Here is a 19,815-nt window from a genome sequence, read left to right as displayed (position 1 = left end):
GATGGAGAGGCCGATTGTCAGCATCATCACTCCCGCATACAATTCCGCTGCTTTTATTGCCCAGACCATAACTTCTGTACAGTCGCAGACATGCACCGACTGGGAAATGCTGATTACCGATGACTGCTCGACCGACGGCACTATCGGAATCATCAACAACTTCATTGCCCGGGACAGCAGGATCAGGCTGTTTACGCTGCCGCAGAATGCAGGGCCCGGCGTGGCACGCAACCACTCCATCAGCCAGGCAAAAGGCAGGTACATTGCCTTCCTCGATGCCGACGACCTTTGGATGCCCGAAAAACTGGAGAAGCAAATCCGTTTTATGGAACAGTCCCGACAGCATGTCACCTTTAGTTTCTATGATTGTATGGATGAGAGTGGGGTGCGGCTGCCACAACGCATCGAAGCCCCGAAAAACCTCTCGTACAGGCAGCTTTTCTTTTGCAACTATGTTGGCAACCTGACGGGGATTTACGACAGCGATTATTTCGGGAAAATCCCGATTTCGCCGATAAAAAAACGCCAGGACTGGATTGTCTGGCTTACTGTGTTCAAAAAGCTCCGCCATGCGCGTCCCGTCCCGGAAAGCCTTGCGGTGTATCGCGTCAGGACCGGATCGGTGTCGTCTTCAAAACTAGGTTTACTGTGGTACAACTACGCAGTATACCGTCAGTTTCATCGGCTGAACGTGGCCGCCGCATTGGGTTGCATGGCCGTATTCCTGTTTGTGCAGCTCCTGGTCAAGCCACGGTACGTAAAAAAATCAGAGTAAACTCCGGAACTGCCTGAGCTTGCCGCGGCTGCCGCGCTCGAGCACCGTTTTCCTGTTGAAATTAAAATGAAGTCCCGGCTCGAGGTATTGCGCAATCGCTGCTTCAATACCCGTTATCTGCTGCGGAGTCAGCGCCTTGTCGCTCACATAATCAATTTCAAACGCATCGGTTTTCGTCTGCGTGATGACAAACTCCTTGACATTCCCGTCGTCCTCAATGATGCTTTTGGTCACATAATAAAAGGTCAGACCCGGCGATTTTTTGCCGCTGGGCAGCACGGCAATGTCATTGGTGCGGCCTGTCAGTTTCTTCAACACAGGTTTCTGCAACGTGCTTTTTTCATCCAAAACCCCGATGTCGCCGATGTCGTACCGGAGAAACGGATGCGCGGTATTGTAAAGTGAACTGATCACAATGCGGCCTTCCCGGCCATATGGCAGCACGGCGCCGGCGTCGTCCAGGATTTCAACGAACAGGGTTTCTGCGTTTACCTGCCATTCGACGTGTGGGTTTTGGAAAGCGATGAGGTCGAGTTCCGAGGCGCCGTATTCATTCACGACAGGAATGCCGAACTGAGTTTCGAGCAACGTTTTGTCATCGTCAAAAAGCATTTCAGAAGTGACCATACACACTTTCAACGTCGGGCAAATGTCTTTTAGCACAATTTGCCGGCGTTTCAGGAATTTGGCAAAAAGGACAATTGAACTCGTATATCCGTTGATGTAATCAAACTTTTTAGTACGGAAATGGCCCAGAAATTGTTCCAGGACGGCATCCGAAAGGTCAAAGACCGGGAATCGGTATCGGTGTGCAAGCCAATCTTTGATGCGCTCTTTTTTATAGCCGAGGGCATCCAGTGGAATCCCGTAAAAACGTGCCTGCAGCGATTGGTTGAAGTCGATGCCGTACCATCCGAAACGGTAAATATTCGAGGCCCAGGTCATCGCGTGGCTGTACTTGTCCTTCGCGAAAACAAACGGATCGCCTGAGGAACCGGAGGTCTTGTTCACGTAAATTGATTTTGCCGAAAAACCACCGGAAAGCCTTTGCTGTAAAGGAATTTGCAAGGATTTTTTCGTAAGCACGGGCAGACTTTCCCACGAAGTAAAATCTGCGGAGGGGTTTAGATTCCTGTAAAAACCATTGTTTTTCAGATGGAATGCCGCGATGTCGCGTTTTTTGCCCTCTATGAAATCACGGTGTTCGCCCTCGCTGAACCGGACGATGCGATCCAATTCGGCTTTTGCTTCCCGCATCGGGAAACCATTGAGCGTTAAAGTGAGGTCGAATAATTTCAAAACGCGGCAGTTTCGGACAAATATATTGTTTTCCTGGCCAAATTGCGTGAAGCGGGTCGGCAGTTTGGACTGTAAAAATTATTTTTTATTCCCAAAACAGCCTATTTTTGCGGCACACAACTAAACACGACAAGATGACTATTTTACTTTTGGGTTCCGGCGGCAGGGAGCATGCGCTCGCATGGAAAATGCTCCAAAGCCCCTTATGCGATGCACTTTTCGTCGCACCGGGAAATGCGGGGACGGGCGCCATCGCAGCCAATGTTGCTATCAGCCCGACCGATTTCACAGCGATTAAGGATTTTGTACTGAGCCATAACATCGATATGGTCGTGGTGGGGCCCGAGGATCCATTGGTACAGGGCATTTTCGATTTTTTCCGTGATGACAGCTCCCTGGAGCATATCCCGGTGATCGGGCCGTCAAAGCTGGGCGCACAACTCGAAGGCAGCAAAGAATTTGCCAAGCAATTTTTGATGAGGCACCACATCCCAACTGCCGCTTATGAAAGTTTTACGGCTGACACCGTCGCACAGGGATGGGATTTCCTCGAAACCCTGCAGCCGCCCTATGTGCTGAAAGCCGATGGTTTGGCCGCAGGCAAAGGGGTGCTGATCCTGCACGACCTGGCCGAGGCCAAAAGGGAATTGCACCACATGCTCGTGGACCGGAAATTCGGTACCGCCAGCACCAAAGTCGTAATCGAGGAATTCCTGGACGGTATAGAGCTGAGCTGTTTTGTCATTACCGACGGCAAGAGTTATAAGATCCTGCCGACGGCGAAGGATTACAAGCGGATAGGGGAGGGCGATACCGGACTCAATACCGGAGGAATGGGCGCCGTGTCGCCGGTGCCATTTGCCGATGCCGTCCTGATGGATAAAATTGAAACGCGGATTGTGAAGCCAACGATCGACGGGCTTCAGCAGGATGGGATTCCGTATAAAGGTTTTGTATTTATCGGCCTGATCAATGTAAAAGGCGAACCGATGGTGATAGAATACAACGTGCGCATGGGAGATCCGGAAACGGAGGTTGTGATCCCAAGGCTAAAGTCGGACCTGGTGGCATTGTTTGTCGCGGTGGCGAACGGCCAACTCGACGATTTTCCGTTGGAAATCGACACGCGCAGCGCCACAACCATCATGGTCGTTTCGGGCGGATATCCTGAAGACTATGAAAAAGGGAAAGCAATTACCGGAATTGACAGCATTGAAGATTCCATGGTATTTCATGCCGGCACTGCCGAGCGAGACGGTGACATAGTCACTAATGGAGGCAGGGTACTTGCCGTGACCTCCTACGGTGACCACTTCGATGAGGCCATAAAAAAATCTTACCAAAACATAGCGAAACTACATTTTGATAAGATGTATTACAGAAAGGATATTGGCTTCGACTTATTTTAAGAACGAATGCGCCGTCGTATCCTGGTTTTCTTCATTGTTGTCCTTGTGTAGCTGCAACTGCTTGATCCAGTACACGGTATAATAAGCACAAATGCCCATCAGGATCCAGCTGATGCCGTTCGAAATCCACCAGCCATACCAGCTTTTCAGTTCCAGGTGCCTCAAAAGGTCAAGTGGCTTGAATAGGATGTCCACAAAAAGGAACTGGATGGCTTCAAAAAATGCTTTAAACATGGTTTCAAGTATTATATTTACAGCACAAAAATATAAAATATCCGCATGATAACAACTATTTTTAGCAAATCAAGGCCATTTAATTATGTTTTGGTCACGGTGCTGCTGATGATATGCTTCGTGGTGATTCAATCGGCCCACCTGACCTCGATTGGTTTCGGTTTGGTGCTGGCCAAAAAAGCGGCTTTCCTCGCGATACTGATCAGCTCGCTTTTCATTACGAATTTTGTTACCAAACGCAACGGACTCAGCAAAGACAGCACCTACCCGTTCCTTTTCTTCTTCCTTTTCCTGATACTGTTCCCATCGGTTCTGTTGGATTCGAAAATCGTAGTGTCAAACTTCTTCCTGCTTTTAGCGATGCGCAGGCTGGTGTCACTGCAGTCGCTGATCACGCCGAAGGAAAAGATATTCGACGCCTCATTGTGGATTTTCGTCGCGGCGCTGTTCCACTTCTGGGCGATCCTATTCATTCTTTTGGTGTTTATCTCCGTGTTTTTTCATGTGTCACGCGATTACAGGAACTGGATCCTGCCGTACATCGCATTTTTCGGAGTGGGCGTCACGTACCTGATGGTGGCGGTAATATTCAACAAAGGCCTTATCGACGATATCATCAGCCAATCACAGATTGACCTGACCTTCGATTATTTTACCAACAAGGCGCAAAATATTGCGTTCTCTGTTTTCGCCGCCATCGCGTTCCTGTTTTTTGCAGCCCAGCTGTTGTCACTGCCGTCAAAACCCCTCATTTTACATGCGTCTTACAAAAAAGTGCTCTTCTGTTTTGTCATTGCGGTGGTGGTGTTCGTAATCTCGCCGGGCAAGGACAACAGTCTGCTGGTGTATACCTTCATGCCGTTGTCTATCATGGCAACCAGTTATATCGAAAACCTTAAAATCATGACCGTAAGGGAAGTGGCCATGCTGATTCTTGCGGCGACGAGCCTGTTTTCGTTTTTTGCACAATTATAATTTGCTGCCGTAAGCCAGGTCACCCGCATCCCCAAGGCCGGGCACAATGTAATTTTTCGCATTGAGTTTTTCGTCGAGTGTGGCTACCCACAGGTGGCAATTGTCGGGCAATGCGTTTTTAAGGTAGGCCACGCCTTCCGGGGCGGCAATGACTACGGCGATGTGGATTTCCTTCGGACTTCCTTTCTCGAGTAACGTATTGAACACGGCCACCATCGAGTGCCCCGTGGCCAGCATCGGGTCGATCAGTAGTAACGTCTTGTCCCCAATATCGGGTACTGCCTGGTATTCCACCTTGATCGTAAATTCGTCATCGTTGTTGTGGTGGTGGCGGTACGCTGAGACAAATCCGTTTTCGGCATTGTCGAAATAATTCAGGAAACCCAGGTGCAATGGCAAACCGGCGCGTAGTATTGAGCACAGCACCAGCTCGTTAGCGATGGCTGTCGTCTTCTTGATGCCCAGCGGCGTGGTAATGTCAACATTTTCATACACCAGGTCCTTGCTGAGTTCATAAGCCATAATTTCGCCGATGCGCTCGATGTTCCTGCGAAAACGCATGCTGTCTTTCTGGACATGGATGTTCCGGATCTGGCCAAGGAAATGGTTCAGGACACTGTTGGCTTCGGAGAGGTAATGGATCTGCATGATAATTAGGGGATGATGGATTAGCGGATTGGCGAATGAATCCGCAAACCTTAAACTTTAAATTTTAAACTTTCCAAAAGTAAAAGTATAAAAAGTATCTTTGCTTTTTAAAATGTAAAAATATGTTTTCAAAACTAGCCTATTCCGTTTTTGAACAGAGTATTAAGGATTACCACCAGTTTGACAACGTGGACCAGCCGGTAAGCAATCCGTATCCTAAGGATAAATTCGAACATTTACTATATCTCAAAAACTGGATCGATACCGTGCAATGGCATTTTGAAGACATCATCCGCGACCCGCAGATCGACCCCGTAGCGGCGCTAACCCTGAAGCGACGCATTGACGCCTCAAACCAGGAACGCACGGATATGGTGGAATACATCGACAGTTATTTCCTGCAGAAGTACAGCGGCGTGAAGGTGAAGGAAACCGCAAAAATCAATTCAGAAAGTCCGGCCTGGGCGTTTGACAGGCTCTCCATCCTCGCACTGAAGATTTACCACATGCAGGAAGAGGCCAATCGTGCCGAAGCCTCGCAGGAACACCGTGACAAATGCCAGGAAAAACTCAACATCCTGCTCGAACAGCGCACGGATTTGTCTACGGCAATCGACGATCTGCTTAAGGATATTGAAAACGGCGACAAGTTCATGAAAGTGTACAAACAGATGAAGATGTACAATGACGACGACCTGAACCCGGTGCTGTATCAGAATAAGAAGTAATTTTTTCAGGAGCTATTCCGGCTATCCGTTCCAATCTTTTTTAGCGTCAGGACGAGCCTACTGCAAAAGGCGTATCGGACGCGCTAAAAAAGGATTTCCACTGCTATCCGGGCTAGGGTCTAAACGCTGTATCACTTGCCGAAGAAAATTTCACATATCGCCGTCATGAGGCTCTCCGCAATGGGAGACGTCGCGATGACGGTTCCTGTTTTGCGTGCGTTTTCACAGCAGTATCCGGACATCAGGATTACCGTCATTTCCAGGCCGTTTTTTAAGCCGTTTTTTGACGGCATCCCAAACCTTTCATTTTTCGCTTTCGATGATAAGGAAAGGCACAAAGGCTTTTTCGGCCTGCTGAGGTTGTTCCGGGATTTGAGAAAACGGGACATCGACGCTTTTGCCGATCTGCATAACGTATTGCGGTCCGTCATCTTACGCACGCTTTTCGCATTCGATGGTAAGAAAACCGCGTTTGTAGACAAAGCCCGCGCAGCCAAAAAAGCACTCGTGCGGCCCGACGACAAGATCTTCAAACCACTCCCGACAATGTTCGACCGTCATGCTGAGGTGTTCCGTCAGCTGGGATTTCCGCTGGATTTGTCACAGCCGCAGTTTCCGGCCAAGGCCATATTATCGCAGGATCTCACCGCAGTGACCGGCGAAAAGACGGCAACCTGGATGGGGATCGCGCCGTATGCACAATACGAATCCAAAGTCTATCCAGCCGATTTGATGCAACAGGTTGTTGACCGCCTCTCGGAAGATAAAGAATGCCGGATTTTTCTTTTTGGCGGAAAAAACGAAGTGGACTCCCTGGCTGCGTTCGCCAAAGGAAAACCCAACGTGATCGTCGTTGCCGGAAAAATAAACTTTGCACAGGAACTGCAACTCATCAGTAACCTCGACCTGATGCTGTCAATGGATTCGGGCAATGCGCACATCGCAGCGATGCTGGGCGTGAAAGTCATCACGCTTTGGGGTGCCACCCATCCTTATGCAGGATTTCTGCCCTTCAACCAAAAAATGGAAAATGCACTGACCGCTGACCGCAGCCAATTCCCGAAAATCCCCACATCGGTATATGGAAATAAGAAGGTTCCGGGATATGAGAAGGCGATGCGCACGATCACGCCGGCAGCCATTGCGGACCGGGTGTATTCCCAATTGCGGTCGGATCCGGAATAGTTGCGCGCATTCCAAGCGCCGGCTAAATTACACGTCGTCGTAATCCACGTAAATCGCGGCAGAAGTAGGATGTGCCTGGCAGGTCAGTATCAGGCCTTCGGCAATTTCGCTGTCGGTCAGGATCGCGTTTTTCTTCATTTCTGCGGTACCTGAAGTGATTCTTGCCAGACAGCTGCTGCAGATGCCGCCCTGGCAGGAGTAAGGCGCATCAAGTCCCTGCTTGAGTGCCGCGTCGAGCAGCGTCTGTTTTTTAGACATCTCGAAAGTGGTTTCCTCATCATCCACCATGACGGTGATTTTGGTGTGTCCTTCGAGCGGGTCATTGATGTTGTCTTTTGTCAATCCGGTTGAAAACAGCTCGAACTTAATGTCTTTTTCCGGCACATTGTGTTCCTTGAGCACACTTGACACCAGGTTGATCATTTCTTCCGGTCCGCAAAGGTAAAACTTATCAAAGGTGAGGTTTTTGTATTTGTTGTTCAGGATGAAATTTACGGTAGACTTCTCAATGCGCCCGAATAATTCGTTTTCAATTTTAGATTGGCTGTACACATAATGTACCATCAGGCGGCCCACATACTGCAATTGCAGGTCGTGCAGTTCCTGGTGGAAGATGGTTTCGGCAGGCGTGCGGTTTCCGTAAACCAGCACAAAAGTGCTTTCGGGTTCACCCATCAAAACCGATTTAAGGATACTCATCACGGGCGTAATGCCGCTTCCGGCTGCAAAGGCTGCATAGTTTTTTTGCTTGCCGGGTTGCGGTTCGAAGGTGAACTTTCCTTCAGGCGTGCCGACTTCCAGTATGTCTCCGGCTTTTAAAGTGGAATTTGCAAAAGGGGAAAATGTACCATTTTTTACAGATTTTACCGCAATGCGGAGCTCTCCGCTATCAGGCGACGAACAAAGCGAATAGGCACGGCGGATTTCATTTCCGTCGAGCGTCAGCTTCAGGTTGATGTATTGACCTGCGGTGAATTTGTAGTTTGGCCTGAGTTCGTCGGCAACATTAAAAAGTACGGAAACCGCATTTTCAGTTTCCCGTTTCACTTCTTTAATCTGTAATTTATAAAATGAGGACATGTAAATTTCTTTTTTTGCAAAGATACTAAACCGTTGAGCGTCCTGAAAGTGACTTTTGAAATTTATAATACATAAAATTCTTATGTATAAAAATCTTATGTATATTAGCGTCGAATTTTGCATCATGAAAAACTCTCAATTATACAAAGGAAGCCTTACGACAATCATCATGAAATTGCTGCAGGAAAACGGCCGCATGTATGGTTATGAAATCACACAGAAAGTGAAAGCCATTACCGAAGGCGACCTGAACATTACAGAAGGGGCACTATATCCGGCGCTTCATAAGCTCGAAGCGGATGGATTGCTTGAGGTCGAGTTTGAGAAAGTAGACAACCGTCAGCGGAAATATTACCGGCTGACTTCAAAAGGCGTTACAGAAACAAAAAATCTCCTGTCGGAATTGGAGGATTTTATTAGGAATATGCAAACATTAGTAAAACCAAACCTTGAATTCTGATGTCGCTTACATCTGAAAATATTGAATTTATCGACAATTATCTGAAGCATTCCAACGTAATCTATGCGGACATACGCTCTGAAATGACCGATCACATCGCTACGGCGGTAGAAGCGGGAATGACGGAAACCGGCTGGGAATTCCTTACCGTATTCAAAGAATACATGGCGAAGCATAAGAAAGAACTTATGAAAATGAATAATCGCAGCCAACGTTTTTCCATGGATTTATTGAAGCATTATTTCAGTTTTCTTACAAAGCCATGGATGATCTTTTTTGGGTTCGTGAATTTCTTCCTGCTGATGGTTTATTTCCGGATTCCTGCTAATGATTTCCAAATGGCGGTTGATTCTTATACCGTGCCACTCATTTGGCTATTGATCATCTTGTTACCACAATTGATAGTATACATGTTTACGCGGAAACGCTTTTACTATATAGAAAGAAATGGGTTCTTGGCAGCGGCGTTATACCAGATTTCGCTGCTGCTTACTTTGATTTCGGCTGAGGTAATGCCATTGGGTATCGCATGGTGCAGCTACGTCAGTATCGGGTACATACTCTACATCCTGGATAACCTCAGGCAATTTTACACCAATAAAATTTATTTAACATCGATAACAAAATGAGGCTAGACGACCAGCAAATACAGCAGCTTTACGATTTCACCAAAAAACATTACGTGGAATATTACGACGTGCAATCTGAACTTGTAGACCACCTCGCCAATGCCATAGAAGAACAGATGACTGAAAACCAGAACCTTAGTTTTGATCAGGCGCTGCAGGCTGAGTTCAAAAAATTCGGGATTTTCGGGTTTATGGATGTAGTGGAAAGCAGGCAGAAGGCATTAACACGGAAGTACCATAAGATGGTCTGGCAGCATTTCATCAATTTTTTTGGAATTCCAAAAATCGTATTGTCCGCTTCAGCGGTGGTGGTGCTTTTCTACCTCTTGAAAGTATTGTTGTGGAGCGAAATCATTTTTGGCACACTGCTGTCAGCTCTCACCCTGGTGCTTTATGTAAAGATGATTGCGTCTGCGATAAAGAGTCGCAAAAAAGCGACACCCGAAAAGAGATGGCTTTTTGAGCAGATTATCAATGGTTACGGGAGTATTTCGGCATTACTGATTATCCCGCTGCAGCTTGTCGGCAGGATATATGATAGTACGGCATTGCAAAGCGATAACGCGTTGTGGTTTGCGGCAACGGCAATGGTCACGTACTCTATTTTGGTGTATGTCATCGCGGTGTTGATTCCGCTTAAAGCAAAACGGTACCTGACCGAAATGTATCCCGAATATTCCGTTGCTTAAGTGTAACAAATTACTATTTTAGCAACTCATTCGCAACAACCAAAACCACATAACATGATTGGAAAATTCCTGTATCTTGAATGGAAGTCGTTTACCCGTTCGGCCTCCTTTGCGACAAACCTCGCCCTGAAAATTTTCATGGGATTCATGGCACTGTATATGATCACCGTATTCCTGCTGGCCGGGATAGCCGGATTTTATGTAGTGCGCGAGGAATTAGGGCTTGACCCTTTAAAATTCCTCAATAAAATGATTATTTATTATTTTATTATCGACCTGATCATCCGGCTGCTGCTGCAGAAAATCCCGGTAATGAACATCCGCCCGATGCTGGTGCTGCCGATCAAAAGGCCGGTAATCGTCAATTTTGCGTTAGGGAAGACGATGCTGTCATTCTTCAACCTGATCCATGCATTCCTGTTCGTACCGTTTACGGTCGTGCTGCTGCGCGAGGGCTACGATGTGAGCGGGGTATTGCTGTGGCACTTATCGGTTATCTGCCTTTTTTACTGCAACAACTTCCTGAACATCCTGTTGAATAACAAAGACAATCTTTTCGTTATTTTTCTCACGGTGGTAGCCGCACTCGGTGCGTCACAATACTACGGGCTTTTCGATGTAACAGCATACACCTCCGTTTTCTTCAGCGGGTTGTACACCACTGTCTGGATGTTTGTAATCCCGCTGGCCGCAGCGGTAGGACTGTATATCGTCACCCATAAATACCTGCTCAGGAACCTCTACCTCGATGCCGGACTTGCCGCAAAGCACGCCGTGGCAAAGACCGAACAGTTCGACTGGCTCAATCAGTTCGGCACCATCGGGACTTTCCTCAAGAACGACATCCGGATGATCAAGCGCAACAAGCGTTCGAAAACCACCGTTGTGATGAGTGTGGTGTTCCTTTTTTATGGGCTGCTGTTTTTCTCCGGCGGCATCGAAGCCTACGACAATCCGGCGATGCATATGTTTGCCGGTATTTTCGTAACGGGCGGGTTCCTGTTCACTTTCGGGCAGTTCGTGCCAAGTTGGGACAGTGCCTGCTACCCGCTGATGATGACACAGAATATTCCGTATAAAGGGTATCTGAGTGCCAAATGGTGGCTCATTGTGATTGCTACGGCGATATCGACGATCCTCGCATCCTTTTATGTGTACTTCGGATGGCATGTATACCAGATGATTGTCGTGGGCGCAATCTACAACATCGGATTTAATTCACACCTGGTGCTGCTTGGCGGCGCTTATACTAAAACACCGGTAGACCTGACTTCGAGCCGTGGCGCCTTTGGCGATAAGAAAGCTTTTAATGTTAAAACGATGCTCATATCGCTGCCCAAACTGCTTTTACCGATGCTGCTGTACGTCATCGGGACGAAAATCTACAACCCGAATCTGGGGCTTCTGCTCGTTGCCGCTGTCGGGATGCTTGGATTCGCATTCAGGAACAAGGTCTTTACCCTGATCGAAAAAATTTACAAAGCTGAAAAATATGCGACGCTCGACGCTTACAAACAAAAAAACTAAAACACACAAACCATGATACAAGTTACCAACCTTTCGAAATCATACAACGGCCAGCGTGTCCTGACCATAGAAAATCTTAAGATCAAACCGGGCGAGAGCTTCGGGCTGGTCGGCAACAACGGTGCCGGAAAAACCACCTTTTTCAGTTTGTTGCTTGACCTGATCGAGCCTTCCACAGGGCAAATTACCAGCAATGGTGTACAAATCAATGCGAGCGAGACGTGGAAGACATTCACGGCCTCTTTCCTCGATGAAAGTTTCCTGATCGGCTACCTGACGCCGGAGGAGTATTTTTATTTCATCGGGGAATTGCGCGGGCAGAACAAAGCCGATGTAGATGCGCTGCTTGCAAAACACGAGGAATTCTTCAACGGGGAAATCCTGAAAAGCAAGAAATACATCCGGGATTTCTCAAAAGGGAACCAGAAGAAAGTCGGGATTATCGCTACACTGATTGGAAATCCGGAAATCATCGTGCTTGATGAGCCGTTTGCCAACCTGGATCCCACGACGCAATTCCGGCTCAAGAAAATCATCAAGGAACTGGCAGACGACCCCAGGGTCACCATCCTGGTGTCGAGCCATGACCTGATGCATACCGTTGAGGTTTCGGACCGGATTGTGGTTCTCAATAAAGGCGAAGTAGTTAAAGACATTGTCACGTCAGCGGAAACGTTGAAGGAACTCGAAGCGTTTTTCGCGATATAAATATGTTTGATCGTTTTTTTAGTAAAAGAATACTACTGGCTGTACTTGTTACAGCCAGTATTTTTTCATGTAAAAGCCCTGCAAGCTCTATTTATGGTACAAATAAGAAAGTTGAAACTAATGTAATCCGATACCTTAATGTTTTCAAGCAGCATGATATTGATGTAGATAAGGTGTATTTTTTGGAAAGTGATTCTATCATAAATATAAATTACCGCGTTAATTTTTTGAGGTTATTTCACAGAAATTCAGACTATTTTTATTTCGGAACAGCATACACTACAGACTCGACTTTCTTTTTCAAGCAAACAAAAGATAAAAAATATGGCTGTAAAGAGGTTTATGAGTCAATAAGAAATGAAAATGAATTTCCATTTCATATTGATGGAGAGTTTAAAGAACTGTTATCAAAGTACAAATTTTCCACAGTGGATAACAACCCGCTTATCATCAAAGATAAAAAGACGGTCATATTACTTTACCATCACAGTATGGGGCGTTTGTTCTTTAAGGACACTAAAGATATCAGGGATTACGCATCCAAAAATAAAGGCATCCAATATATCATACTGAGTACGGATAGCTATGATTTTAAAAACAAAAGATTTCTTCCTTCATAAAAATTCACAGTAGGTCTCCCCGTCTTAATTCGGGAAGTTATTAAAACCGCCCAAATTTTTCCTCATATCAAAAAGAAACGTATTTTTACCGGTTGTATACTAAAAATAGCTTTTGGAAGTTATGCCTAAAAACGTTTTGAAATTGAAGAATAACCACTTACGATATATATTTTCCCTGTTTTTTCTGCTGTTATTGTTTGCCTGTTCCACCAAAAAGGACCGATGGGCAAACCGGAACTGGCAGGCCCTGAACACCGAATACAACGTACTTTACAACGGAAATATCGCGCTCGATAAGGGGATTGAAGACGTAAAACTGACATATGCCGACAATTTCTGGCAAATCCTTCCCGTAGAGCGCATGCAGGTTACCACCGAGAATATCCTCCCGGGCCAAAACCGCAATGCCAATTTTGCACGCGCAGAAGAAAAGGCCACCAAAGCCATACAGAAGCGCTCGATGAATATCGAAGGAAAGGAAAAAAACCCACAGATGGACGAAGCGCACCTGCTGTTGGGGAAGGCCCGTTATTACGACCAGCGTTACGTGCCCGCGCTCGAGGCGTTTAATTACATCCTTTACAAATACCCGGAAAGCGATAAGATTTATGAGGCCAAAATCTGGCGGGAGCGCACCAATATGCGTATGGACAATGATGCGCTGGCCGTGAAAAACCTAAAGAAATTACTGATTGACATCAAGCTTAAAACCAAACTCAAGAAGCAGGTATATGCCGATGTCAATGCCACTCTGGCCCAGGCGTTCCTCAATCTGGAAGAACGTGACAGTGCCCGCGCGCGGCTTAAGGATGCGCGCGAACTGACCGGTTCAAAGGAAGAAAAGGCGCGATACACCTTCATCCTCGGTCAGCTGTATGATGAGGCAGGCGAAAAGGACAGCGCCTATGCCGCGTTCCAAACCGTGATCGATATGAAGCGCAATTCGCCGCGGCGTTACATCATCCAGGCCCATGCGAGACAGGCGGCGCAATTTGACTTTTCCAAAGGCGATACGATCGCGTTCCTTAAGAAGTACAAAAAGTTGATGGACGACCGCGAGAACAGGCCGTTCCTCGACGTATTAAACCACCAGATGGCCTTGTTTTATGATAAGAAAACGAACAGGAAACAAGCCGTTGCATACTACAACAAATCGCTGCGGACCAAGTCGCAGGACCAATACCTGATGGCTTCAAACTACAGGAATCTGGCCAAGATTTATTTTGACAACGCCAAATACCAGCAGGCGGGACAGTACTACGACAGTACGCTCACCCGGCTTACACCGAAAACCCGCGAATACCGATACATTAAGAACAAGCGTGAAAACCTTGCCGACGTGATCAAGTACGAAGGCATTGCGCAGCATCATGACAGCATCCTCAATGTAGTATCGTTATCTCCGGCCGACCGTAAAAGTTTTTATGAGGATTATATCGTCAAACTGAAAAAATCCGACGCTGAGAAGGCCGCCGCGGAGAAAGCCGCACAGGAAAAGGCGGAAAGACTGGCCCGTAACGTGAACAGCGACGACGACGTCATCGATCCGGTGACCCGCAAATCGCCTGGCATGCCGACGGCTCCCGGGGCAGGCATGCAGGGAAAAACAGGTGCCGACAGGCTATCTGACAAAGCCGGATCGGCAAAGACAGGCACTGACATGGCGCCCAAATCGGGGGGCGCGAAAAACGACGCATTTTATTTTTACAATCCGTCGACGGTAGCGTACGGAAAACTGGAGTTCAGGAAGAAATGGGGCAACCGCGGGTTGAAGGACAACTGGCGCATCTCATCGACAAAGGAATCCGACGCCGATAAGAAAAGTGACTCGGCAGCCAGCAATGACAGCCTTTCCGGCAATTCGAAAAAAGACAAGATTGACGAACGATACACCGCCGATTTTTACCTCAAACAGCTTCCAGACGACAAAAAATTGCTGGACAGCCTGGCAAAGGAACGCAATTTTGCGTACTACCAACTCGGCATCATTTACAAGGAAAAATTCAAGGAATACCAGTTGGCCGCTTCAAAACTCGAGCAGCTGTTGCTCAACAAACCCGAGGAAAGGCTCGTGTTGCCATCGATGTATCATTTATTTAAGATTTACGAGATTATCGACAAGCCAAAGGCAGAAGCGATGAAAAACAAGATCATCAGCCAGTATCCTGAATCGCGTTATGCGCAGATCCTCAAAAATGGCGTTACCGATCCGGACAGCGCCGCACTTTCGCCCGAGCTCGCCTATAAGAACATTTACAGGATGTACGAAGACGGCCAGTTTATACAAACACTCGATGCATTGGACAAAGCCACCGAACAATTTACCGGAGAGGAAATTGTACCTAAGATGGAATTGCTCAAGGCAGCAGTCGTCGGCAAACTCAAGGGTCTCGGAGAATACAGGAAAGCGCTGAATTATGTGGCGCTGAATTACCCGAATGTGCAGGAAGGCAAACAGGCTGAGGAAATGATTGCCAAAGATATTCCGGCTTTAGAGCAGCTGCAATTTGATGCTGCTGAGCCGCTGAGCTGGAAAATCATTTACAAGGTCAGTAACGTAGAAACACCCGTCACCAAAGCCGCTGAAGACAAACTCAGGAAATTTGCCGCGGAGCGCACGACCGAAAAACTGACTTTATCACAGGATGTGTATACGATGACCGAAAACTTTATCGTCATCCACGGTATCGGCAGCCAGCAAAAAGCCACTGATATTGCCACGATCCTCAAAGACTACAAGGACTACAATATCCCGTTGCAGGCTATTGTGATTTCAAACGAAAATTACAAAATCGTCCAGATCAAGAAGAACCTTGAAGAATACCTCAAGCCGGGCCCTAGGGCCCAGGGTCCGACACCGGTAACACAGGACAAAGCCAAGCCTGCCGAAAAATCCGCTCAACCCGCTCCAAATCAGCCGCAGCCTCAAAAAGGACTGCCGCCGGCACCGGGCAGCATGCCGCCATCGGCCGCGGACGCCAAAAAGAATCAGCAGCAGATTATCGAGCAGCAGGTCCGTGAAGCGGAGCAGAGGCGAAGGGAACTTGATGAGAAAACCAGGAAATCTGAGCCACCGCAGCCGGTAGATTCCGATGACCCGGAAGAAGTACCCAGCACACCGGCACAACCTGTGAAAGGAAAATAAGCAATCATGTTTGAGAAAAGTCCCAAATCGTACACCGATCTTTTAGGAAAGACCAACCGTATTGTGGAAGGAACGACAATTACCGGTGATATCGTATCGCAGGCTGACTTCAGGCTCGACGGCGAATTGCATGGAAATTTTACTTCCAAAGGAAAAATAGTGATCGGGCCGGCAGGTGTAGTTAAGGGCGACATCATTTGTAAGAATGCCGATATCGAAGGTGTTTTCGACGGCAGGATACAGGTGACGGAAATCCTCAACGTGAAGTCTAAAGCCAGTATCCATGGCGAAGTGGTCTGCGGAAAACTTTCGGTGGAGCCGGGAGCCGACTTCAGTGCGTCCTGCCTTATGAAACCCAATAGCAAAAACCAGCCGCCAAATGACGCCAGACAATACCCCGAAGAAAAAACCCAATAAATGGCTGGCACTGATCAATATTCCGATACAGATGGGAATCATTGTTTTCGCATTTGCGTGGGGCGGGAAATGGCTCGATGAAAAATACCACAATGAGAACGGGCTCTGGGTCAAGATACTTACTATTGCAGGTGTTGGAATTGCTTTTTATAACATCGCCAGGCAATTGAAGGAAATCAATAAGATGGACAATGAATCCTAGCCTGAGACCATTATCCGAAACGGCTGTCTTAGCCGCAACGGCCTTCGCCGGCCATGCCCTTTTGCTGCATTTTATTTGGCCCGGGCGCACAGCAGACTGGCATTATCCCATTGTGGCACTGTACGGCTTTTTTTCACTCTGCTCATTGTTTATCGCCTACATCCTGGGCAGGACGAAGGTAAAGAATATCGACAGTGTAGGCAGTACCTTTATGTTGCTGACATGCATCAAGGCTGTGCTGGCCTATGTGTTACTGCATCCGGTCCTGACATCGGGCAAAATGGATGTCGAATTCGAGAAGATGAACTTCTTTGCGGTTTTTGCCATCTTCCTTACGATAGAAACTGTAGTTTCGGTAAGGCTGCTGCAGAAAAAATAGCATTTGTGCAAATTTCCCAGTTTTTCACAATGTATGGGTTTTCCCCGGGCGTATTATTGCAAATTAATGCGTAAAATTCTCCCATTCCCGAAAAATCAGCAAAAAAAGTTTTATAACCCTTTTTCTTATCAGGAAAAAATATACCTTTGCACCGAATTTCAGGAGACTAAATTTAAGTTTACACACTATGGTATTTTTGAAAAAAACACACCTTAATATTGTTGTTACATTTTCATTGCTGATTTCCTCGCTGGGATGGGCTAATCCGGCTGATTCTTTAGCGGTTAAACACGAAGCCAACACACCACATTCTGAGCTAGCCGTCCCCATGTCAGAAGACGAAAAGAAAGACAGCGAGCGTAAGGAGTTCATCAAGCACCACCTTTTAGATTCTCACGACTTCCACCTTTTTTCTTACGGCGAGGGTGCGCATGAAAGCCATGTCGGTTTTCCACTTCCGGTAATCTTGTGGGATGAGGGTTTGCACGTTTTCTCCTCTTCAAAGTTTGAACATGGCCATGCCGTAGCGGAATCTGACGGCAAATATTACATGATCAGCCACCATAACGGCAAGATTTACCGTACTGACGCCAACGGCACCGAAACACTCGACAAGAAAGGCCACCTTGAAAACGTACAGCCGATTGACTTTTCGATTACCAAAAACGTGGTCATGATCATTTTCACGGGTTTGCTGATGTTTCTGATTTTTGCCGGCCTTGGTAAGTCTTATTCCAAAAACGGATCAATCGCCAAAGGCGCGGGCCGCTTCTTCGAACCGATTGTATTGTATATCCGTGATGAAATCGCAATTCCCAATATTGGCGAGAAGCACTACAGGAAATACATGAGCTTCCTGCTTACGATTTTCTTTTTTGTGTGGTTCCTGAACATTTTCGGACTGTCGCCGCTCGGGGTTAACGTAACGGGTAACATCGCCATAACTGCGGCTTTGGCCATATTGACATACATCATTACGACCTTTACCGCAAAGAAATCATACTGGGGACACATTTTCTGGATGCCGGGTGTACCGGTTCCGATGAAATTCGTTCTCGCCCCGATTGAACTGCTGGGAACCATCATCAAGCCGTTTTCATTGATGATCCGTCTTTATGCCAACATCCTTGCAGGGCACGTCGTATTAATGAGCCTGGTCGCGCTGATGTATAAAGCGAACCACTTTGTAGGCACGCCACTGGCATTCCTGCTGTCTTTCGTATTGATGCTTCTTGAGGTTTTGGTAGCGCTGTTACAGGCTTATATCATCACGATGCTGTCAGCATTGTATTTCGGGGCGGCCGTTGAGGAGCACCACCACGAGGAGGCACACCACTGATAGCGATGGCTGTCAGCTTAAATTGAATGTTTAATTTTTAATATATACAACATGGAAATTCCTAGAATTATTGGAGCAGGTTTGGTAGTTATCGGTGCAGGTATCGGTATCGGACGTATTGGTGGTTCAGCAATGGACGCTATTGCCCGTCAGCCTGAGGCTACTGGTAAAATCCAGACTGCGATGCTGATCGCTGCCGCTCTTATTGAAGGTATCGGTTTCGCTGCAATCTTTGCATCGTAAATCAAAAAAGATCAAAAGCTGTAACGGTTGGTTGCAGCTTTTGTTTAAACATTAAATTAAGACTATAAAATACAGATATAATGGAAGAATTATTCGGACAATTTTCATTAGGCCTTTTTATCGTACAGACCATACTGTTTGTAGGTTTGATTTTGCTTTTGAAGAAATTCGCCTGGAAACCGATCCTTGACGCAGTCAATGAAAGGGAAGACGGTATCAAGAATGCGTTGCTTTCTGCAGAAAATGCGCGAAAGGAAATGCAAAATCTTCAGGCCGATAACGAACGGACTCTGCAACAGGCCCGTGCCGAGCGTGATGCGATGTTGAAAGAGGCGCGTGACATCAAGGAGAAAATGATCGCTGAATCGAAAAACGAAGCACAGGCTGCCGGCCAGAAAATGATCGAGCAGGCCAAAGCCGCTATCGAAAGCGAGAAGAATGCTGCCATGGCTGAGTTAAAAGCCAGGGTGTCATCATTATCCCTTGACATTGCGGAAAAATTATTGCAGGACGAACTTTCCAACAAAGAAGCCCAAACCAAACTGGTTGAGAAAATGTTGGGTGACGCTAAACTGAACTAATCATGGCAGGAAGCAGAGCAGCAATCCGTTATGCAAAGGCAATCCTCGACCTCGCACAGGCTAAAGGTGTGGCGGCTGAGGTGAGCAACGACATGGATACCATTGCAGCAACCATCAACAGCAACCTGGAACTCACTACTTTTATCCAAAACCCGACCACCAAAGTCGCGGTGAAGGAAAGTGCGGTGTCTGAAATCTTTGCAAATGTAAACGGCGTAACCAAAGGTCTTTTCCATCTGTTGCATGAAAACAAGAGATTCGAGATACTGGGAAAAATTGCTTCTGAGTACGGAAGGCTTTTTGACGAAATGAACGGTATGGAGAAAGCGACCGTTACGACGGCTTTCCCGATGACTCCGGAATTGGAAGCCAAGGTACTGTCAAAAGTACTGACGCTTTCAAACAAGAAAATCGTATTGGAAAATATAGTCGATCCGGCCATCATCGGCGGATTCATACTAAGGGTGGGCGACAAGCAGTACAATGCTTCAATTGCCAACAAATTACAGGGATTAAAAAGAGAATTAAGTAACTAGTTATTTA

Annotated in this window: 23 protein-coding genes; 19 read left to right on the top strand and 4 right to left on the bottom strand. The window is 46.9% G+C overall.

The window, feature by feature from the left end:
• Position 1: 1 nt before the first annotated feature.
• Complete coding sequence (locus tag HYN48_RS03610) at positions 2-775, top strand: glycosyltransferase family 2 protein (RefSeq protein ID WP_108369831.1); 774 nt, start codon at positions 2-4, stop codon at positions 773-775.
• On the opposite strand, the gene HYN48_RS03605 is transcribed toward HYN48_RS03610, so the two are convergent.
• On the bottom strand, positions 767-2,032 hold the full coding sequence (locus tag HYN48_RS03605) for a phenylacetate--CoA ligase family protein (protein ID WP_108373337.1): 1,266 nt from the start codon (positions 2,030-2,032) through the stop codon (positions 767-769). The genes HYN48_RS03610 and HYN48_RS03605 overlap by 9 nt on opposite strands.
• Positions 2,033-2,208: 176 nt before the next feature.
• Here HYN48_RS03605 and purD point away from each other — a divergent pair, with 176 nt between their 5' ends.
• A complete protein-coding gene (gene purD / locus HYN48_RS03600) occupies positions 2,209-3,483 on the top strand; it encodes a phosphoribosylamine--glycine ligase (RefSeq protein ID WP_108369830.1) in 1,275 nt (424 codons plus the stop codon).
• On the opposite strand, the gene HYN48_RS03595 is transcribed toward purD, so the two are convergent.
• Entirely contained in the window at positions 3,475-3,717 is a 243-nt protein-coding gene (locus tag HYN48_RS03595) for a DUF6341 family protein (protein ID WP_108369829.1), read from the bottom strand. The two genes, purD and HYN48_RS03595, sit on opposite strands and share 9 nt — an antisense overlap.
• A gap of 45 nt (positions 3,718-3,762) precedes the next feature.
• On the opposite strand from HYN48_RS03595, the gene HYN48_RS03590 reads away from it, so the two are divergent.
• A complete protein-coding gene (locus HYN48_RS03590; RefSeq protein ID WP_108369828.1) occupies positions 3,763-4,692 on the top strand; it encodes a DUF6427 family protein in 930 nt (309 codons plus the stop codon).
• On the opposite strand, the gene upp is transcribed toward HYN48_RS03590, so the two are convergent.
• A complete protein-coding gene (upp, locus tag HYN48_RS03585) occupies positions 4,687-5,340 on the bottom strand; it encodes a uracil phosphoribosyltransferase (RefSeq protein ID WP_108369827.1) in 654 nt (217 codons plus the stop codon). The genes HYN48_RS03590 and upp overlap by 6 nt on opposite strands.
• A gap of 122 nt (positions 5,341-5,462) precedes the next feature.
• On the opposite strand from upp, the gene HYN48_RS03580 reads away from it, so the two are divergent.
• Both HYN48_RS03580 and HYN48_RS03575 read left to right on the top strand, forming a co-directional pair.
• Entirely contained in the window at positions 5,463-6,068 is a 606-nt protein-coding gene (locus HYN48_RS03580) for a DUF4254 domain-containing protein (RefSeq protein ID WP_108369826.1), read from the top strand.
• 165 nt (positions 6,069-6,233) lie between these two features.
• Positions 6,234-7,253, top strand: a complete 1,020-nt coding sequence (locus tag HYN48_RS03575; protein WP_108369825.1) for a glycosyltransferase family 9 protein — start codon at positions 6,234-6,236, stop codon at positions 7,251-7,253.
• 27 nt (positions 7,254-7,280) lie between these two features.
• Here the strand turns inward: HYN48_RS03575 and HYN48_RS03570 are convergent, their stop codons facing one another.
• The gene (locus tag HYN48_RS03570) at positions 7,281-8,333 is read right to left on the bottom strand and encodes a ferredoxin--NADP reductase (RefSeq protein ID WP_108369824.1); all 1,053 of its coding nucleotides are present in this window, start codon (positions 8,331-8,333) and stop codon (positions 7,281-7,283) included.
• A gap of 124 nt (positions 8,334-8,457) precedes the next feature.
• On the opposite strand from HYN48_RS03570, the gene HYN48_RS03565 reads away from it, so the two are divergent.
• The 14 genes from HYN48_RS03565 to atpH all read left to right on the top strand — a co-directional run bounded on the left by HYN48_RS03565 (position 8,458) and on the right by atpH (position 19,808).
• On the top strand, positions 8,458-8,793 hold the full coding sequence (locus tag HYN48_RS03565; protein ID WP_181248517.1) for a PadR family transcriptional regulator: 336 nt from the start codon (positions 8,458-8,460) through the stop codon (positions 8,791-8,793).
• Positions 8,793-9,422, top strand: coding sequence for a hypothetical protein (locus tag HYN48_RS03560; RefSeq protein ID WP_108369823.1), 630 nt, complete (start codon positions 8,793-8,795; stop codon positions 9,420-9,422). The genes HYN48_RS03565 and HYN48_RS03560 overlap by 1 nt, the downstream gene beginning before the upstream one ends.
• Positions 9,419-10,111 carry a hypothetical protein gene (locus HYN48_RS03555; RefSeq protein WP_108369822.1) on the top strand — a complete coding sequence of 231 codons (693 nt, stop codon included), beginning with the start codon at positions 9,419-9,421 and terminating at the stop codon, positions 10,109-10,111. The genes HYN48_RS03560 and HYN48_RS03555 overlap by 4 nt, the downstream gene beginning before the upstream one ends.
• Positions 10,112-10,165: 54 nt before the next feature.
• The gene (locus HYN48_RS03550) at positions 10,166-11,638 is read left to right on the top strand and encodes a DUF5687 family protein (RefSeq protein WP_108369821.1); all 1,473 of its coding nucleotides are present in this window, start codon (positions 10,166-10,168) and stop codon (positions 11,636-11,638) included.
• A 12-nt stretch (positions 11,639-11,650) separates the two neighbouring features.
• The gene (locus HYN48_RS03545) at positions 11,651-12,346 is read left to right on the top strand and encodes an ABC transporter ATP-binding protein (RefSeq protein ID WP_108369820.1); all 696 of its coding nucleotides are present in this window, start codon (positions 11,651-11,653) and stop codon (positions 12,344-12,346) included.
• 2 nt (positions 12,347-12,348) lie between these two features.
• On the top strand, positions 12,349-12,966 hold the full coding sequence (locus HYN48_RS03540; RefSeq protein WP_108369819.1) for a hypothetical protein: 618 nt from the start codon (positions 12,349-12,351) through the stop codon (positions 12,964-12,966).
• A gap of 142 nt (positions 12,967-13,108) precedes the next feature.
• Positions 13,109-16,111: a type IX secretion system periplasmic lipoprotein PorW/SprE gene (gene porW / locus HYN48_RS03535; RefSeq protein WP_245945978.1), complete on the top strand. Its 3,003-nt coding sequence runs from the start codon at positions 13,109-13,111 to the stop codon at positions 16,109-16,111.
• A 6-nt stretch (positions 16,112-16,117) separates the two neighbouring features.
• Positions 16,118-16,528 carry a bactofilin family protein gene (locus tag HYN48_RS03530; RefSeq protein WP_108369817.1) on the top strand — a complete coding sequence of 137 codons (411 nt, stop codon included), beginning with the start codon at positions 16,118-16,120 and terminating at the stop codon, positions 16,526-16,528.
• The gene (locus tag HYN48_RS03525) at positions 16,491-16,730 is read left to right on the top strand and encodes an AtpZ/AtpI family protein (protein WP_108369816.1); all 240 of its coding nucleotides are present in this window, start codon (positions 16,491-16,493) and stop codon (positions 16,728-16,730) included. Before HYN48_RS03530 ends, HYN48_RS03525 begins: the two co-directional genes overlap by 38 nt.
• Positions 16,720-17,109 (top strand): hypothetical protein, encoded by a 390-nt coding sequence (locus HYN48_RS03520; RefSeq protein ID WP_108369815.1) that lies wholly within the window; start codon positions 16,720-16,722, stop codon positions 17,107-17,109. The genes HYN48_RS03525 and HYN48_RS03520 overlap by 11 nt, the downstream gene beginning before the upstream one ends.
• A gap of 187 nt (positions 17,110-17,296) precedes the next feature.
• Complete coding sequence (atpB, locus tag HYN48_RS03510) at positions 17,297-18,448, top strand: F0F1 ATP synthase subunit A (protein ID WP_108369813.1); 1,152 nt, start codon at positions 17,297-17,299, stop codon at positions 18,446-18,448.
• Between the two features lie 51 nt (positions 18,449-18,499).
• Positions 18,500-18,691 carry an ATP synthase F0 subunit C gene (gene atpE, locus HYN48_RS03505; RefSeq protein ID WP_108369812.1) on the top strand — a complete coding sequence of 64 codons (192 nt, stop codon included), beginning with the start codon at positions 18,500-18,502 and terminating at the stop codon, positions 18,689-18,691.
• Between the two features lie 80 nt (positions 18,692-18,771).
• A complete protein-coding gene (locus HYN48_RS03500) occupies positions 18,772-19,272 on the top strand; it encodes a F0F1 ATP synthase subunit B (RefSeq protein WP_108369811.1) in 501 nt (166 codons plus the stop codon).
• A 2-nt stretch (positions 19,273-19,274) separates the two neighbouring features.
• Positions 19,275-19,808 (top strand): ATP synthase F1 subunit delta, encoded by a 534-nt coding sequence (gene atpH, locus HYN48_RS03495; RefSeq protein ID WP_108369810.1) that lies wholly within the window; start codon positions 19,275-19,277, stop codon positions 19,806-19,808.
• Positions 19,809-19,815 lie beyond the last annotated feature (7 nt).

Origin of the sequence: Flavobacterium magnum, assembly GCF_003055625.1 — a bacterium.
Classification (GTDB): Bacteria; Bacteroidota; Bacteroidia; order Flavobacteriales; family Flavobacteriaceae; genus Flavobacterium; species Flavobacterium magnum.
This window is presented reverse-complemented; position numbering and strand designations above follow the sequence as displayed.

What these genes read in the sequence shown, in the direction of transcription:
- HYN48_RS03610 (WP_108369831.1), top strand. Translation starts at nt 2, where the DNA reads ATGGAGAGGCCGATTGTCAGCATCATCACTCCCGCATACAATTCCGCT.
- HYN48_RS03605 (WP_108373337.1), bottom strand. Translation starts at nt 2,032, where the DNA reads ATGCGGGAAGCAAAAGCCGAATTGGATCGCATCGTCCGGTTCAGCGAG.
- purD (WP_108369830.1), top strand. Translation starts at nt 2,209, where the DNA reads ATGACTATTTTACTTTTGGGTTCCGGCGGCAGGGAGCATGCGCTCGCA.
- HYN48_RS03595 (WP_108369829.1), bottom strand. Translation starts at nt 3,717, where the DNA reads ATGTTTAAAGCATTTTTTGAAGCCATCCAGTTCCTTTTTGTGGACATC.
- HYN48_RS03590 (WP_108369828.1), top strand. Translation starts at nt 3,763, where the DNA reads ATGATAACAACTATTTTTAGCAAATCAAGGCCATTTAATTATGTTTTG.
- upp (WP_108369827.1), bottom strand. Translation starts at nt 5,340, where the DNA reads ATGCAGATCCATTACCTCTCCGAAGCCAACAGTGTCCTGAACCATTTC.
- HYN48_RS03580 (WP_108369826.1), top strand. Translation starts at nt 5,463, where the DNA reads ATGTTTTCAAAACTAGCCTATTCCGTTTTTGAACAGAGTATTAAGGAT.
- HYN48_RS03575 (WP_108369825.1), top strand. Translation starts at nt 6,234, where the DNA reads ATGAGGCTCTCCGCAATGGGAGACGTCGCGATGACGGTTCCTGTTTTG.
- HYN48_RS03570 (WP_108369824.1), bottom strand. Translation starts at nt 8,333, where the DNA reads ATGTCCTCATTTTATAAATTACAGATTAAAGAAGTGAAACGGGAAACT.
- HYN48_RS03565 (WP_181248517.1), top strand. Translation starts at nt 8,458, where the DNA reads ATGAAAAACTCTCAATTATACAAAGGAAGCCTTACGACAATCATCATG.
- HYN48_RS03560 (WP_108369823.1), top strand. Translation starts at nt 8,793, where the DNA reads ATGTCGCTTACATCTGAAAATATTGAATTTATCGACAATTATCTGAAG.
- HYN48_RS03555 (WP_108369822.1), top strand. Translation starts at nt 9,419, where the DNA reads ATGAGGCTAGACGACCAGCAAATACAGCAGCTTTACGATTTCACCAAA.
- HYN48_RS03550 (WP_108369821.1), top strand. Translation starts at nt 10,166, where the DNA reads ATGATTGGAAAATTCCTGTATCTTGAATGGAAGTCGTTTACCCGTTCG.
- HYN48_RS03545 (WP_108369820.1), top strand. Translation starts at nt 11,651, where the DNA reads ATGATACAAGTTACCAACCTTTCGAAATCATACAACGGCCAGCGTGTC.
- HYN48_RS03540 (WP_108369819.1), top strand. Translation starts at nt 12,349, where the DNA reads ATGTTTGATCGTTTTTTTAGTAAAAGAATACTACTGGCTGTACTTGTT.
- HYN48_RS03530 (WP_108369817.1), top strand. Translation starts at nt 16,118, where the DNA reads ATGTTTGAGAAAAGTCCCAAATCGTACACCGATCTTTTAGGAAAGACC.
- HYN48_RS03525 (WP_108369816.1), top strand. Translation starts at nt 16,491, where the DNA reads ATGACGCCAGACAATACCCCGAAGAAAAAACCCAATAAATGGCTGGCA.
- HYN48_RS03520 (WP_108369815.1), top strand. Translation starts at nt 16,720, where the DNA reads ATGAATCCTAGCCTGAGACCATTATCCGAAACGGCTGTCTTAGCCGCA.
- atpB (WP_108369813.1), top strand. Translation starts at nt 17,297, where the DNA reads ATGGTATTTTTGAAAAAAACACACCTTAATATTGTTGTTACATTTTCA.
- atpE (WP_108369812.1), top strand. Translation starts at nt 18,500, where the DNA reads ATGGAAATTCCTAGAATTATTGGAGCAGGTTTGGTAGTTATCGGTGCA.
- HYN48_RS03500 (WP_108369811.1), top strand. Translation starts at nt 18,772, where the DNA reads ATGGAAGAATTATTCGGACAATTTTCATTAGGCCTTTTTATCGTACAG.
- atpH (WP_108369810.1), top strand. Translation starts at nt 19,275, where the DNA reads ATGGCAGGAAGCAGAGCAGCAATCCGTTATGCAAAGGCAATCCTCGAC.